Source organism: uncultured Ruegeria sp. (assembly GCF_947504215.1).
Lineage (GTDB): Bacteria > Pseudomonadota > Alphaproteobacteria > Rhodobacterales > Rhodobacteraceae > Ruegeria.
Genome location: NZ_CANNGO010000013.1, coordinates 91779 through 105788, shown reverse-complemented (window position 1 = coordinate 105788; position 14010 = coordinate 91779). Strand labels below are relative to the sequence as shown.

Sequence of the window (14010 nt, the reverse complement as noted above, 5' to 3'; positions counted from 1 at the left end):
TCAATGAAACCAAGGGGGTGATGGTATTTCTACCTAACGGCTAACTGGCGGCCTTCTTGGTCGTTTTCTTCGGTGCCGTTTTTTTCTTTGGCGCCGCTTTTTTCTTGGAGCCTTTCTTGGCCGCCTTCTCGTTGGCCAGCTCGACCGCCATTTCCAGCGTTACATCCTCGGGCTTGATGTCTTTTGGCAAGGTCGCATTGACCTTTTCCCATTTGACATAAGGCCCATAGCGCCCATCCAGCACCTGAATCGCGCCGCCATCGGGATGCTCACCTAAATCTTTCAGCGGTTTTGCAGCCGCCTGTCCGCGCCGACCCGGATTGGCGCGTTTTTCGGCCAATAGCTCAACGGCGCGGTTCATACCGATCTCGAACACATCATTTGGGTCTTTGAGGTTGGCATAGACAGGTTTGGCTTCATCGGCCAACTGATGCATCAGGTAAGGACCAAACCGTCCGAAATTTGAGGTGATCATACCGCCTTCGGGATGATCGCCAATCTGGCGTGGCAGGCTGAGCAGGGTCAGCGCCTTTTCCAGATCAAGGTCATCCTTACTCCAACCGCGCGGCAGGGATGCGCGTGGCGGCTTTTTGTTCTCGGGCGTGGGCTCACCACGTTGCACATAAGGTCCGAACCGGCCGGACTTCAGCCAGATTTCATCGCCTGCGTCTTCGCCCAGCAGGCGCTCTTCACCCTGTGCGCCTTCGCCGGCGATAGGCCGCGTATAGGTACATTCAGGGTAATTGCCACAGCCGACGAACCCGCCGGTGCGTGACGTTTTCAGGTGGAGCTGCCCAGCACCGCATTTCGGACAGATACGCGGGTCACTGCCATCCTCGCGCGGAGGATAAAGCTGCGGGGCAAGCGCCTCGTCGAGCTTGTCCAGCACTTCGGAAATGCGAAGCTCGGACGTTTCGCCAATTGCTGTCGAGAAATCGCGCCAGAACTTGCTCAGCAACTCTTTGTAGTCGCGGCCACCGGCGCTCACGTCGTCTAGCTGCTCTTCTAACGTGGCGGTGAATTCATAGCCCACATATTGCCGGAAGAAATTCAGCAGGAAGATCGTAACGATGCGCCCCTTCTCTTCGGGGATTAGCCGGTTCTTGTCCTTGTGCACATATTCGCGATCCTGAATCGTAGTCACGATCGAGGCATAGGTTGACGGCCGTCCGATGCCTAGCTCTTCCATGCGTTTGACCAGCGTTGCCTCAGTATAACGCGGGGGCGGTTGGGTATGGTGTTGCAGGGCCAACACGGATTCGTTGTCAGATATGACCGCCTCTTTCGCAACTCTGTCACCGCCGTCGCTTGTCGCCTTGGCGAACTGGTCGCGCAGCGAAGCCTTGGCAAATGGCGCCGGATCGCCCTGCATGATTTGCGGCAGGCGCTTGTCGTCCTCATCGGCGACATCGTCACGGCCTTCTTCGTAAACCCGCATGAAACCATCGAACATCACCACTTGCCCGGTGGCGCGTAGCCCGACCTGTCCATCAGCGCTGCCGATCTCAACCGTGGTGCGTTCAAGACGCGCCGCCGCCATCTGGCAGGCGATGGTACGTTTCCAGATCAGGTCATACAGCTTGCGCTGATCCTCATCCGTCAGCTTCAGCGTCTTGGCATCGCGGGACATATCCGTTGGACGTATACACTCGTGCGCTTCTTGGGCGTTCTTGGCCTTGTTCTTGTACATACGCGGGCTGTCCGGCACGTATTCAGCGCCATAGCGGTCGCCAATCACATCGCGTGTGGCCGTCACAGCCTCGGGCGCCATGTCGATCCCGTCTGTCCGCATATAAGTAATGTAGCCAGCCTCATACAGACGTTGCGCCACCTGCATCGCATGGCGCGCGCCCATGCCGAACTTGCGGCTGGCTTCCTGCTGCAAGGTTGACGTCATAAACGGGGCGCTGGGATTGCGGGCGGCGGGCTTGGCCTCGACCGAGGTGACGCTCAGTGCGCGGCTGGTGATCGCTTGAACCGCTAACTCTGCCTGCGTCGCATTCGTCAGGTCGTGTTTATCCAGTTTTTTGCCGGCCAGAGTGACAAGACGCGCCTCATAGGTCTGACCGCGTGGCGTTTCGAACAACGCGCGCACCGACCAGTATTCGACGGGCTTGAACGCCTCGATCTCCATCTCGCGTTCGACGATCAGGCGCAGGCAAACCGATTGCACGCGGCCTGCAGATTTCGCTCCGGGCAGTTTCCGCCACAGAACAGGCGACAGATTAAAGCCGACAAGATAGTCCAATGCACGACGGGCCAGATAGGCCTCGACCAGCGGCATATCGACCTGACGTGGGTTCTGCATCGCCTCGGTCACGGCGTCTTTTGTGATCGCGTTAAAGGTCACGCGGCTAACTGGCGTGTCCTTCTTGATCGACCGGCGCTTGGTCAATGCCTCCTGCAAGTGCCAGCTGATCGCCTCTCCCTCGCGATCGGGGTCAGTGGCGAGGATCAGGGAGTTATCTTCTTTCAGTGCGTCGGCAATGGCTTTGACATGTTTGCGACTGTCGCTACCGACTTCCCATTTCATGGAAAATTCATCATCGGTATCAACCGATCCATCCTTGGGCGGCAGGTCCCGCACATGGCCGTAAGAGGCCAAAACTGTGTAGTCGGGGCCAAGGTATTTATTGATCGTTTTAGCTTTGGCCGGAGATTCTACAACAACTACAGGCATTTAAGGGAAGACCTCGCTCGACGGATATGGCGCCTTATATGGCGGTGCAAAATGTGTGGGGCAAGATCGAATTGTCAATGCGTTCCTTTTGACCAACGAGTTGGGGCCAAAAAACCATTCTACTACAACCTGGTCATACGCGAACTAATTTGAGGTTCACGCAGGGTTGCAGCCTTGTGGCGGCTTCAAGCCGACAGCGCCAGCAGGCCGCCTGGTTGTCGCTGTATGCGTCCATCCAGCTCTAGGTCGACCAGAGCCGGGCCGATTTCGCCAGCGCTTGCTGCGATGTCGCGGATCAATTGATCCTCGGCGATCGGTGAAGGACCAAGCCGTGTCAGAATCTCGTGATGCAGGGTTGCTGGCGATGCCCCACGCGAGGGCGTGGCAACCAGCGGTGCGATCACTTCCTTTTCAACCGTGTTCTGCCGCTGCGGCAGGGCGTCAACGACGTCGTTGGCTGATCGGACCAGTGTTGCACCATCGCGAATCAACAGGTTGCACCCTGCGGCCCTGGCGTCAAAGGGATGGCCGGGAACAGCGAGCACCTCGCGCCCCTGATCCAGCGCATCCCGCGCAGTAATCAGGCTGCCCGATTTCGCCGCTGCTTCAACCACCACCACGGCCTGCGCCAACCCTGATATGATGCGATTCCGGCGCGGAAAGTGCCGCGCCTGAGGCGTTACACCCATCGGTTGCTCTGACAATCGTAGCCCGGTTGTCGCAATGTCATGCGCCAGGTCCGCGTTTTCTGCCGGATAGATCACGTCGACGCCACCGGCCATTACGGCCACGGTGCCGGTGTTCAGTGCGGCCATATGGGCTGAGGTATCGATGCCGCGCGCCAGTCCTGAGACTACGGTATATCCCTGTTCCCCCAGCTCTTTGGCCAGACCACGCGCCATTCTTGCGCCCAGAGAGGAACAATTGCGTGCGCCGACCATTGCAATCGCGGGACGCTCCAGGATCGAGATGTCGCCAATGGCCCACAAAAGTGGCGGAGTGTCTGATACATCGTACAGAGCTTTGGGAAAATCGGCGGCGCCAAGGCACAAAAGCCCTGCTTTGGCAGCCTTTGCGGCCTTGATCTCCGCCTCGACGACGCCCGGAGGGCATATTTCATACCCTTCTATCCCGGCGGCGCGTGCCATTTCAGGCAGCGCGGCCAGCGCGTTCTGCGCTGACCCGTGCTCGCTGAGCAGGCGCCGGAACGTTGCCGGGCCAACCTTGCGCGAGCGCAACAGACGGAGCCAGGAAAACCGGTCCTCTTCCGTGGTGGGTGGGAGTGGGGGGTGATTGGAAGAAAGCTGCTCTTCGGTCATCCGATGCTCCGCCTGATTGCAGAACTGGTTTACGGGAGACCGGGTTAACACCTTGTGAATCTCAATAAATTATCCGCAATCCTTTCTGAGATTACTACGACAAACATGTTTATCTATATGTAAAATAAACAGGAAATGGTTTTGTCGGTATTCAGGGATACGTCAGGCAAAAAGAAAATGCGTCAAACAAAAAAGGCGCAAGGTTAACCCTGCGCCTTGTGAAAGGCCCGGTTCCGACTCAGGCGGCCGATCCTCCGATGGTCAGGCCATCCATCAGGACCGTGGGTTGACCAACACCAACCGGCACCCATTGTCCGTCCTTGCCGCAGGTGCCCATGCCGGGGTCCAGCGCCATGTCATTGCCCAGTCCGCGAATACGTTTCAGCGCCGATGGGCCATCGCCGATCAGCGTTGCACCCTTGACAGGTGCGCCGATCTTGCCGTTTTCAACACGATACGCTTCGGTGCAGGAAAACACGAATTTGCCGTTGGTGATGTCCACCTGACCACCGCCAAAGCCGACCGCCCAGATGCCATCCTTGATCTCGGACACCAACTCTGCGGGATCGGCGTCGCCGCCCAGCATGATCGTGTTGGTCATCCGAGGCATCGGTTTGTGCGCATAGCTTTGCCGCCGACCATTGCCGGTTGGTGAAACGCCCATCAAACGCGCGTTCTGTCGGTCCTGCATGTACCCGGTCAGGATACCATCTTCGATCAGCACCGTCCGCGAGCTTGGCGTGCCCTCATCATCTACCGAGATCGACCCGCGCCGATCTGCAATTGTGCCGTCATCCACAACGGTCACACCTTTCGAGGCGATCTGCTGGCCCATCAGCCCAGAAAAGGCCGAGCTGCCTTTGCGGTTAAAATCTCCCTCCAGCCCATGACCGATTGCCTCGTGCAGCAGGATACCGGGCCAGCCGGGACCTAGTGCCACTTCCATCACGCCCGCCGGGGCAGGGACCGCATCCAGGTTGACCAGAGCGACCCGCAGAGCCTCGCGGGCCTTGTCCTGCCAATCGGTTGGATCAATCAGCCCGCTTAGCCCCACGCGGCCGCCGCCACCTGCCGAGCCGCTCTCGCGCCGTCCGTTCTGTTCGACGATGACAGAGATGTTCACGCGTGTCATTGGACGCACATCGCGCACCAGCACGCCGCCGGGGCGCAGGATTTCGACCTCTTGCACCGCAGCGGCAATCGTCGCGCTGACTTGCACAACACGAGAATCCAGATCACGGGCAAAGGCGTCAATCTCGCGCAGCGTTTCAACCTTCACAGGGAAACTGGCCGAGTCGATCGGATCTTCGTCCGTGTACAGACGTTTGTTGGTGGCCATCGGCGCCCCGGCAAGCGTGCCCGCGCCATCGCCTACGGCCAACCGCGCGGTTTCTGCGGCCCGCTTCAGGGAGGGGATCGAAACATCGGTTGAATGGGCGTAACCCGCCACTTCTCCCTGCACTGCCCGCAGCCCGAACCCTTCGGATGCGTCATACGAGGCCGTGCGCAGACGGCCATCGTCAAAGACCAGCGCCTCGGATTTGCGCCGTTCTACAAACAGCTCACCGTCTTCCGCGCCGGCTGTTGCCGACCGCAGAACGGCCAGTGCTTCATCATGCGGAAGTGCGCTCTCAAATGGGCGAAACGGGGCTTGAGACATGGGTTGCGGCCTTTCCGGTTTGATCCAGATCAAAAATAGCGTCTGTTTGACGCAAGCATTTTGCTTTATCTACCCGACGGAATATGGTTTTTAACGCGGCCAAAGACAACGGGTGAGGTGTGACCGATTCACACCTTTTCGCCAGGGACGTAAAGATCAAACGATCAGGACAGAACATGAAGAATGCTTTGATGCTTTCGGGGTTAGTGACAGCCCTCTCCAGCCTTCCCGCCATGGCTCAGGAGCTTGAAATTATTGGCAAGCCAGTTGATGGCGGTTGGGGCTTTCAGCCAGCGGCCACTGTACTTGCCGATCAGATACATCGTCTCGATACGATGATTTTGGTGATCATCACCGTGATCTGTGTGTTCGTTGCGGGGCTTCTGGTCTATTGCATCGTGCGCTACAACAAGCGCGTCAATCCAACGCCAGCGGGCTTTTCACACTACACCCCGGTGGAAATTGCGTGGACGCTTGGACCTATCGTGATTCTGGTTTTTATCGGCGCTTTCTCATTGCCCGTTCTGTTCCAGCAACAGGAAATTCCTAAGGGCGATGTCGTCATTAAAGTTGTCGGCAACCAGTGGTACTGGACCTACGAATATGTCGATCATGATTTTGCGTTCGACAGCTATCTGCTGGGCCACCCGGCGACGTTGGACGAAGGAACGCGCCCCGCGGATGCCGATGTGACCCCGTTTGTTCTGGACGATGCAATGCGCGCCAAGCTGTCCGACGCCGGCTACAGCTCGGATGAATGGCTGCTGGCGACAGATACCGCAGTTGTTGTGCCGGTGAACAAAGTGGTGGTGATGCAAGTGACCGCATCAGACGTGATCCATTCGTGGACGATCCCATCCTTCGGCGTGAAGCAGGATGGTGTGCCGGGCCGCTTGGCCGAGCTGTGGTTTGAAGCTGAGAAAGAAGGCATCTATTTTGGCCAGTGTTCGGAATTGTGCGGCAAAGACCACGCCTATATGCCGATCACCGTCAAGGTGGTGAGCCAGGAAGCGTATGACGAATGGCTGACAGGCGCGATCGACGAGTACGCAGGCCTAACGCAGAGCTTTAAGGTCGCCTCGAACTGAGCGCGGATAGGGTAGGGTCTGCCTACCCGACCTAAAATGCAAGCTGCGCGAGGTTTCGCGCAGCTTTCGCCCCAGAAGGACCGGAAATGACCGACGCAAGCATCAATGCCAGCACCGTGACCGCGCAACCCCGCGTGGACGAGGCCAGCTTTGGCGATTACTTCGCCCTGCTGAAACCGCGCGTGATGTCTCTTGTTGTCTTCACGGCTCTGGTCGGATTGCTGGCCGCGCCGGTCCCGGTTCATCCGTTTGTCGGGTTCTGCGCTATTTTGTTCATCGCGATAGGCGGCGGTGCTTCGGGTGCCCTGAACATGTGGTGGGACGCGGATATCGACAAGGTGATGAAACGCACCAAAGGTCGTCCGATCCCCTCCGGCAAGGTTGAAGAAGGCGAAGCACTGGCGTTGGGGCTGGCGCTGTCCGGCCTTTCCGTGATCATGCTGGGGCTGGCGACCAACTGGATAGCCGGCGCATTTCTGGCTTTCACGATTTTCTTCTATGTTGTCGTCTATACGATGTGGCTGAAACGTTCGACGCCGCAGAACATCGTGATTGGCGGTGCTGCCGGGGCATTTCCGCCGGTCATCGGCTGGGTCGCAGCCACAGGCTCGATGCCACTTGAGCCGTGGTTGATGTTTGCCCTGACCTTCATGTGGACGCCACCGCATTTCTGGGCGCTGGCGCTGTTCATGCGGTCGGATTACGACGATGCGGGCGTGCCGATGCTAACCGTGACACATGGCCGACGCGCAACCCGGACGCATATCCTGATCTACACTGTCCTGCTTTCGGTACTGGCCGTTGGAACTGCGTTCTCCAATATTGGCGGTCCCGTGTATCTGACGGTTGCCCTTATCCTGAATGCGCTGTTCCTAAGCGGCGCCTGGAAGATTTCGCGCCGGACCGAAGCCGACTCGGAAGCGGATAACTTCAAGGTCGAGCGGTCTTTCTTCAAGCTGTCATTGCTCTATCTCTTCCTACATTTCGGTGCGATCCTGGTAGAAGCGTTGCTGAAACCCTACGGATTGGGAGGTTGGTCATGAGCTTGCGCAAAAGCCACGAACTGCATCAGCGCCGTTTCGGGCGCAATCTGGGCGTGGGGCTGACGTTGGCAGCGTTCATCTTCATCATTTTCGGCCTGACCGTCGTCAAGGTCTCGGGCACCGATTTTGGAATGGCGCAGCAAGAGGTTCAGAACTAATGGCACTGACCGGTCCTCAGAAGACTGTTGCGCAAACGGTGGGTGTGGTTGTTCTGATGGGTGGCCTGGCTTGGGCATCTGTGCCCTTCTATGACTGGTTCTGCCGCGTCACCGGGTTTGGTGGCACAACAGGTGTAGCTGAGGCCGCCCCCGAAGACATTCTGGATCGGACCGTGACAGTGCGCTTCGATGCGTCCAAAGACAAGGACATGGCCTGGGAATTCAAACCGGTTGCGCGCGAGATGGAGGTCCGCATCGGTGAAACCGGATTAGCCTTTTACGAGGCCTATAACCCGACTGACCGCCCCATTGCTGGACAAGCGTCATATAACGTGGCGCCCTATTCTGCAGGTGGGTATTTTCAGAAAATTGCTTGCTTCTGCTTTGAAGAGCAGGTGCTGCAACCCGGGGAACGGGTTGAGATGCCGGTAAGTTTCTTCGTCGATCCTGAAATCGTCGAAGATCTTGAAGCCAAATATGTGCATACGATCACTCTGTCGTATACATTCTACGAAATTGATCTGCCCGAGGGCTATGCCGCCCTTGACGCGCAGTCCGATAAAAAAACGAACTAACGCCTGTAGGTGAGGGACGCTGATGGCACACGCTAAAGACCATGACTACCATATTCTGAACCCATCAATCTGGCCGCTGATCGGTGCCGTTGGCGGATTTGTGATGCTGTTCGGAGCTGTACTTTGGATGCACGACAAAACACCGTGGGTGTTCTGGGCTGGCCTGATTGCCGTGCTTTACACCATGTTCGCATGGTGGTCCGAAGTTGTTGTTGAAAGCCGTCAAGGGGATCACACGCCGGTTGTCCGCATCGGCCTGCGCTACGGCTTCATCCTTTTTGTGATGTCCGAGGTAATGTTCTTCTTTGCCTGGTTCTGGTCGTTCTTCAAACATCGCATGTATCCGATGTATGACTATGCCGGCACGGAATACATCCAGCCGGATATTCACGCTGTCGACCCGTTCCACCTACCTTTGATCAACACGCTGGTCCTGCTGCTGTCAGGCTGCGCCATCACTTGGGCGCACCATGCGCTGGTGCATGACAATGACCGCAAGGCGCTGATCAATGGTCTGGCTATTGGTATTGTCCTTGGGGTTGCGTTCACCGCGCTGCAGGCGTTCGAGTATTACGAATTGCTGGCGCATGAGGGTTGGAAGTTCGGCGATGATCAATTCTATTCGAACTTCTTCATGGCAACGGGTTTCCACGGTTTCCACGTCCTTATCGGAACGATCTTCCTGTCGGTTTGTTTGATCCGGGCGCTGCGCGGGGACTTTACGCCAGAAAAGCATGTCGGGTTCGAAGCCGCAGCCTGGTACTGGCACTTCGTGGACGTTGTTTGGCTGTTCCTGTTCTTCGCTGTCTACATCTGGGGCCAGGCCCCGTTGATGTAGCGCCTGTCAGGCTATCCAATTGCAAAAGCCGCCCTGAGGGGCGGCTTTTTCTCTATCCGGGGCGCAAGATTGCGCCCCATACAATTGCGCGGTTGCATTTACGTCTGCGCAGACTTTAACAAGGCGCCGGTTCTGACGCCTAACTGCAACAAATACGGGTTCGAAATGCGCCGCATCCTGTTCCTGCTGATCTTCGGAATTGCCGGTTTGGCGATCCTGCTGTCGCTTGGCGCATGGCAGGTGCAGCGTTTGCATTGGAAAGAGGGTTTGTTGGCAGATATCGACACCCGCATCGCAGGAGATCCGGTAAGACTGCCTGACCTAATCGATCCCGAAACGCATCGTTATCTGCCGGTTGTTGTGGCCGGAGAGATGCTGCGGGGGGAAATCCATGTTCTGGTCTCGGTCAAGCAGGTGGGTCCCGGATATCGTATCATTGCACCGTTCAAATCGGGTGAGCGTACGTTGCTGATCGACCGTGGCTTTGTCTCGACGACAGCCAAATCAACCCTGCGTCAGATTGGCGAGATGGAGATCATCGGCAATCTGCATTGGCCGGATGAGATCGATGGTTACACGCCCGCGCCGGACATGGATGAAAACATCTGGTTTGCCCGCGACGTCCCTGCATTGGCCAGTGAATTGGGAACCGAGCCGGTGTTGCTGATCGCCCGCTCGCAAACCGACCCCGACATCACCCCACTGCCTGTGCTGACCGCAGGCATACCGAATGATCACCTGCAATATGCGGTGACCTGGTTTGGTCTGGCCCTGGTCTGGGCCGCGATGACTGGGTATTTTCTGTGGCGCAGCCGCGCCCTGTCTGAGAGTGAAACGCAATGAAATACATCTCGACCCGTGGGCAAGCGCCCGAACTGAGCTTTGAAGACGCGATGCTGACCGGGTTGGCCCGCGACGGCGGCCTCTATGTACCTGCCGAAATCCCGGTGATGTCGCAGGATGACATCGCTGCTTTGGCTGGTCTGCCCTATGAGGACATCGCGTTTCGGGTGATGTGGCCTTATGTGAGCGGATCGTTTGCTGAAGATGAGTTCAAGGAGATCATCGCCCGTGCTTACAAGGGCTTCGGTCACGACGCCCGGGCGCCGCTGAAACAGCTGAATGAGAACCACTTTCTACTGGAACTGTTTCACGGACCGACATTGGCCTTCAAGGATTTCGCCATGCAGTTGATTGGTCAGCTGTTTCAGGTGGCGCTTAAGCGGCGCGGGGATCGCGTGACCATCGTGGGCGCGACGAGTGGCGACACCGGCTCGGCCGCGATTGAGGCGTTCCGGGGGTTAGACGCGGTTGACGTGTTCATTCTGTATCCGCATGGCCGCGTGTCCGAGGTGCAACGCCGTCAGATGACGACGCCCGCGGACAGCAACGTACATGCACTGGCGGTTGATGGCGATTTTGACGATTGTCAGGCTGCCCTGAAAGACATGTTCAACGACTTCGACTTCCGCGATGGCGTGAAACTGGCCGGCGTGAACTCGATCAATTTCGCCCGGGTTCTGGCGCAGATCGTGTATTATTTCTCTGCCGCCGCCAGTCTGGGTGCGCCGCATCGCAAGGTCAGTTTCACCGTGCCCACCGGAAACTTCGGGGATATCTTCGCAGGCTACCTTGCTAAGCGCATGGGCCTGCCGATCGACCGTCTGGTGGTTGCGACAAACCAGAATGATATCTTGCACCGCTGCTTGTCGGGGCACGGGTATTTCAAGGGCGACACGATCCCCTCGATCAGCCCCTCGATGGATATTCAGGTCAGCTCGAATTTTGAACGCGCGCTGTTTTATGCTTATGGCGAGGACGGAAGCGCCGTTGCGCAGTTGATGGACGAATTGAAACAGGGCGGGTTCAACATCAGCCAGGGCGCGATGCAGGCCCTGAGTGAGAGTTTCGACTCGGGACGGGTGTCGGAAGAAGAAACTCTTGCGACAATCAAATCCACCTTGGCCAACAGCGTAGAACTGGTTTGCCCACACACCGCTGTTGGGATCAAAGTGGCCGAGGATCACCGCACGGCTGACGTCCCAATGATCACGCTGGCCACCGCGCATCCCGCGAAATTCCCCGCTGCGGTCGAGCAGGCCAGCGGCGTACATCCGCCTCTTCCCTCTCGCATGTCTGATCTGTATGAACGTCCGGAACGGGTGACCCGCATTGCAAATGATCTGGGCGCCCTCGAGGATCATATCAAAGGGCATATCGCCGAGTGACTGTCAGACAAGACCAACTGAAGAACGGATTTCGTATCGTCAGTGAACATATGCCGGGGCTGCAATCGGCAGCCATCGGCATCTGGGTAACCGCCGGTGCGCGCAATGAGCGGATCGAACAGAATGGCATCGCCCATTTCCTTGAGCATATGGCGTTCAAGGGAACCGAGCGCCGGTCTGCGCTGCAGATCGCAGAAGCGATCGAGGATGTGGGCGGTTATATCAACGCCTATACCTCGCGCGAGGTGACGGCCTACTATGCGCGTGTTTTGAAGGACGACGTTGCGCTGGCGATGGATGTGATCGGCGACATCGTTCTGAATCCGATCTTTGATCCGCGCGAGATCGAGGTTGAACGCGGCGTAATCCTGCAAGAGATCGGCCAGGCATATGACACGCCCGACGATGTGATCTTTGACTGGCTGCAAGAGCAGAGCTATCACGACCAACCTTTGGGCCGGACTATTCTTGGCCCGACTGAGCGGGTCAGCGCGTTTTCGAAAGAAGATCTGTCGGGGTTTGTCGCGGAACATTATGGCCCTGACCAAATGATCTTGTCTGCCGCAGGCGCAGTGGATCATGACGTATTGATGAAAACAGCCGAAGAGATGTTCGGCCACCTTCAGCCACGCAAGGGCCTGATCGCCGAGGCCGCCCGGTTCACTGGGGGCGAAGCGCGTCAGGACAAAGAGCTGGAACAGGCCCATTTCGCCCTGGCGCTGGAAAGCCCGGGCTATCGCGACGATGCGATCTATACGGCGCAGATTTATTCGACAGCGCTGGGCGGTGGCATGTCTTCGCGTCTGTTCCAGGAAGTCCGTGAAACGCGCGGGCTTTGCTATACGATCTTTGCGCAGACCGGGGCCTACGCCGATACCGGCACGACCACGATCTATGCGGGAACATCCGCCGATCAGATCAGCGAGTTGGCCAACATCACCATCGATGAGATGAAGCGCGCCGCCGAAGACATGACGGAAGAAGAAGTCGCCCGCGCCCGTGCCCAGATGAAAGCCGGAATGTTGATGGGGTTGGAAAGCCCGTCAAACCGTGCCGAGCGTCTGGCGCGGCTGGTACAGATCTGGGGGCAGGTGCCTTCGCTTGAAGACACGGTGTCCAAGATCAACGCGGTCTGCACCGAAGACGTGCGCGCCTTTGCCGAAGATATGGCTGTTCAGGCCCCGGCAGCGCTGGCTTTGTACGGCCCGGTCTCGGGCGCGCCGACGCTGGCTGAATTGCAGGAGAGGCGCGCGGCGTGATGCTGTTAGGCAGACGCAAGCTGAAACTCGAAACCGAGCGCCTGAGCTTGCGCCCGCCCGTGCATTCCGATTTCAACGAATGGGCGGCGCTGCGGCGATCGTCTAGAGATTATCTGACTCCGTGGGAACCGATCTGGGCCAGGGATCACCTGACTCGCAAGTCGTTCACCAATCGTGTTTATTGGGCTCAGCGCTCGGTCGCAGGCGGCACAGCGATCCCGCTGTTCTTGTTCCGCCGATCCGATGAGGCTCTGTTAGGGGCGATCACGTTGGACAATGTCCGCCGTGGGCCGGCGCAGGCCGGGACATTGGGCTATTGGACGGGGCAATCCTTTGCCCGTCAGGGATACATGCGCGAGGCCATTGGCGCCGTGTTGCACCACGCCTTCACCCGCCTTGACCTCAGCCGAATCGAGGCTGCCTGTTTGCCTGAAAACGCCGCTTCGCGCGGGTTGCTGGAAAGCTCAGGGTTCAAATACGAGGGCGTGGCGCAGTCGTATTTGCAGATCAACGGGCGGTGGCGCACGCATGTTCTGTACGCCAGCCTGCGATCAGACCGGCGCGGCCGCACAGACGCGGGGTAGAACCATGGTTCGGATGAAGCGACCAATGATTTGGATCAGCTTTGCAATGTATAGCACTGCGAGTTTGAAAGGATTCCGTTCTGATCAGTGGCTCAATGACATAAAATTCGTAGCTGATGCCAACAAAAGAAATGAGCAAGGGGAGCATTTGACATCTGACTTCTTCCCAACAGAAGAATTTGCTAAATACAAAGACAAGAAGGAAAAGAGGCAACCTGACCTATTTAAGGCGGCAGGGGCGTGGACAGTGTCGGCGGCCTATGCTGTAGTGTTGCGTCAGTTCGATCTGAGTGCGGGCAATCTCTATCCGATCAAACTGTTTCAACACGATCGCAAGACACCTGTCGACGGCGAATACTTCTGCTTGAACTTTGGCGCTCGGAAGACTGCGGTGCTAACGGATCAATCGCCGCGTATTGGTAAGCCCTATCCGAACCATGACATCTGGCAACCCCCCGGGGTATGCAGGACAACGATATTGCCGTCAGAGAGGAGGCGCTGGAAGGGCCGGATCTCTGGATTGATACCCAGATGCGTAGCGCGTTTTTCGTAAGCGATGCCCTGGCGCAAGCGTTGCG

Annotated in this window: 13 protein-coding genes; 10 read left to right on the top strand and 3 right to left on the bottom strand. The window is 57.7% G+C overall.

The annotated features are described in order from the left end of the window. Window positions 1-40: 40 nt before the first annotated feature. The 3 genes from topA to tldD form a co-directional block, all read right to left on the bottom strand. Window positions 41-2680: a type I DNA topoisomerase gene (gene topA, locus Q1B21_RS18900; protein ID WP_299892117.1), complete on the bottom strand. Its 2640-nt coding sequence runs from the start codon at window positions 2678-2680 to the stop codon at window positions 41-43. Between the two features lie 185 nt (window positions 2681-2865). Further along, window positions 2866-3999, bottom strand: coding sequence for a DNA-processing protein DprA (gene dprA, locus Q1B21_RS18895; RefSeq protein WP_299892114.1), 1134 nt, complete (start codon window positions 3997-3999; stop codon window positions 2866-2868). A 238-nt stretch (window positions 4000-4237) separates the two neighbouring features. Continuing rightward, complete coding sequence (gene tldD / locus Q1B21_RS18890; protein WP_299892111.1) at window positions 4238-5659, bottom strand: metalloprotease TldD; 1422 nt, start codon at window positions 5657-5659, stop codon at window positions 4238-4240. A 176-nt stretch (window positions 5660-5835) separates the two neighbouring features. On the opposite strand from tldD, the gene coxB reads away from it, so the two are divergent. From coxB to Q1B21_RS18840, 10 genes are all read left to right on the top strand, one after another. Then, on the top strand, window positions 5836-6747 hold the full coding sequence (gene coxB, locus Q1B21_RS18885) for a cytochrome c oxidase subunit II (protein WP_299892108.1): 912 nt from the start codon (window positions 5836-5838) through the stop codon (window positions 6745-6747). An 86-nt stretch (window positions 6748-6833) separates the two neighbouring features. Continuing rightward, window positions 6834-7790 (top strand): heme o synthase, encoded by a 957-nt coding sequence (gene cyoE / locus Q1B21_RS18880; protein ID WP_299892105.1) that lies wholly within the window; start codon window positions 6834-6836, stop codon window positions 7788-7790. Next, window positions 7787-7948 (top strand): hypothetical protein, encoded by a 162-nt coding sequence (locus Q1B21_RS18875; RefSeq protein WP_299892102.1) that lies wholly within the window; start codon window positions 7787-7789, stop codon window positions 7946-7948. The genes cyoE and Q1B21_RS18875 overlap by 4 nt, the downstream gene beginning before the upstream one ends. Beyond that, complete coding sequence (locus Q1B21_RS18870; protein WP_299892099.1) at window positions 7948-8523, top strand: cytochrome c oxidase assembly protein; 576 nt, start codon at window positions 7948-7950, stop codon at window positions 8521-8523. The genes Q1B21_RS18875 and Q1B21_RS18870 overlap by 1 nt, the downstream gene beginning before the upstream one ends. 22 nt (window positions 8524-8545) lie before the next feature. Continuing rightward, a complete protein-coding gene (locus tag Q1B21_RS18865) occupies window positions 8546-9361 on the top strand; it encodes a cytochrome c oxidase subunit 3 (protein WP_299892096.1) in 816 nt (271 codons plus the stop codon). 165 nt (window positions 9362-9526) lie between these two features. Beyond that, the gene (locus Q1B21_RS18860; protein WP_299892093.1) at window positions 9527-10204 is read left to right on the top strand and encodes an SURF1 family protein; all 678 of its coding nucleotides are present in this window, start codon (window positions 9527-9529) and stop codon (window positions 10202-10204) included. Beyond that, complete coding sequence (thrC, locus tag Q1B21_RS18855; RefSeq protein ID WP_299892090.1) at window positions 10201-11589, top strand: threonine synthase; 1389 nt, start codon at window positions 10201-10203, stop codon at window positions 11587-11589. The genes Q1B21_RS18860 and thrC overlap by 4 nt, the downstream gene beginning before the upstream one ends. Continuing rightward, on the top strand, window positions 11586-12848 hold the full coding sequence (locus Q1B21_RS18850) for a pitrilysin family protein (protein ID WP_299082789.1): 1263 nt from the start codon (window positions 11586-11588) through the stop codon (window positions 12846-12848). The genes thrC and Q1B21_RS18850 overlap by 4 nt, the downstream gene beginning before the upstream one ends. Next, window positions 12848-13432: a GNAT family protein gene (locus Q1B21_RS18845; RefSeq protein ID WP_298937023.1), complete on the top strand. Its 585-nt coding sequence runs from the start codon at window positions 12848-12850 to the stop codon at window positions 13430-13432. The genes Q1B21_RS18850 and Q1B21_RS18845 overlap by 1 nt, the downstream gene beginning before the upstream one ends. Before the next feature lie 25 nt (window positions 13433-13457). Then, the gene (locus Q1B21_RS18840) at window positions 13458-13985 is read left to right on the top strand and encodes a hypothetical protein (protein WP_299892087.1); all 528 of its coding nucleotides are present in this window, start codon (window positions 13458-13460) and stop codon (window positions 13983-13985) included. Window positions 13986-14010 lie beyond the last annotated feature (25 nt).

Excerpts from the sequence above, each read along its gene's own strand:
- tldD (WP_299892111.1), bottom strand. The coding sequence starts at position 5,659 with ATGTCTCAAGCCCCGTTTCGCCCATTTGAGAGCGCACTTCCGCATGAT.
- coxB (WP_299892108.1), top strand. The coding sequence starts at position 5,836 with ATGAAGAATGCTTTGATGCTTTCGGGGTTAGTGACAGCCCTCTCCAGC.
- topA (WP_299892117.1), bottom strand. The coding sequence starts at position 2,680 with ATGCCTGTAGTTGTTGTAGAATCTCCGGCCAAAGCTAAAACGATCAAT.
- dprA (WP_299892114.1), bottom strand. The coding sequence starts at position 3,999 with ATGACCGAAGAGCAGCTTTCTTCCAATCACCCCCCACTCCCACCCACC.
- Q1B21_RS18840 (WP_299892087.1), top strand. The coding sequence starts at position 13,458 with ATGATTTGGATCAGCTTTGCAATGTATAGCACTGCGAGTTTGAAAGGA.
- Q1B21_RS18865 (WP_299892096.1), top strand. The coding sequence starts at position 8,546 with ATGGCACACGCTAAAGACCATGACTACCATATTCTGAACCCATCAATC.
- Q1B21_RS18870 (WP_299892099.1), top strand. The coding sequence starts at position 7,948 with ATGGCACTGACCGGTCCTCAGAAGACTGTTGCGCAAACGGTGGGTGTG.
- cyoE (WP_299892105.1), top strand. The coding sequence starts at position 6,834 with ATGACCGACGCAAGCATCAATGCCAGCACCGTGACCGCGCAACCCCGC.
- Q1B21_RS18845 (WP_298937023.1), top strand. The coding sequence starts at position 12,848 with ATGCTGTTAGGCAGACGCAAGCTGAAACTCGAAACCGAGCGCCTGAGC.
- thrC (WP_299892090.1), top strand. The coding sequence starts at position 10,201 with ATGAAATACATCTCGACCCGTGGGCAAGCGCCCGAACTGAGCTTTGAA.
- Q1B21_RS18860 (WP_299892093.1), top strand. The coding sequence starts at position 9,527 with ATGCGCCGCATCCTGTTCCTGCTGATCTTCGGAATTGCCGGTTTGGCG.
- Q1B21_RS18875 (WP_299892102.1), top strand. The coding sequence starts at position 7,787 with ATGAGCTTGCGCAAAAGCCACGAACTGCATCAGCGCCGTTTCGGGCGC.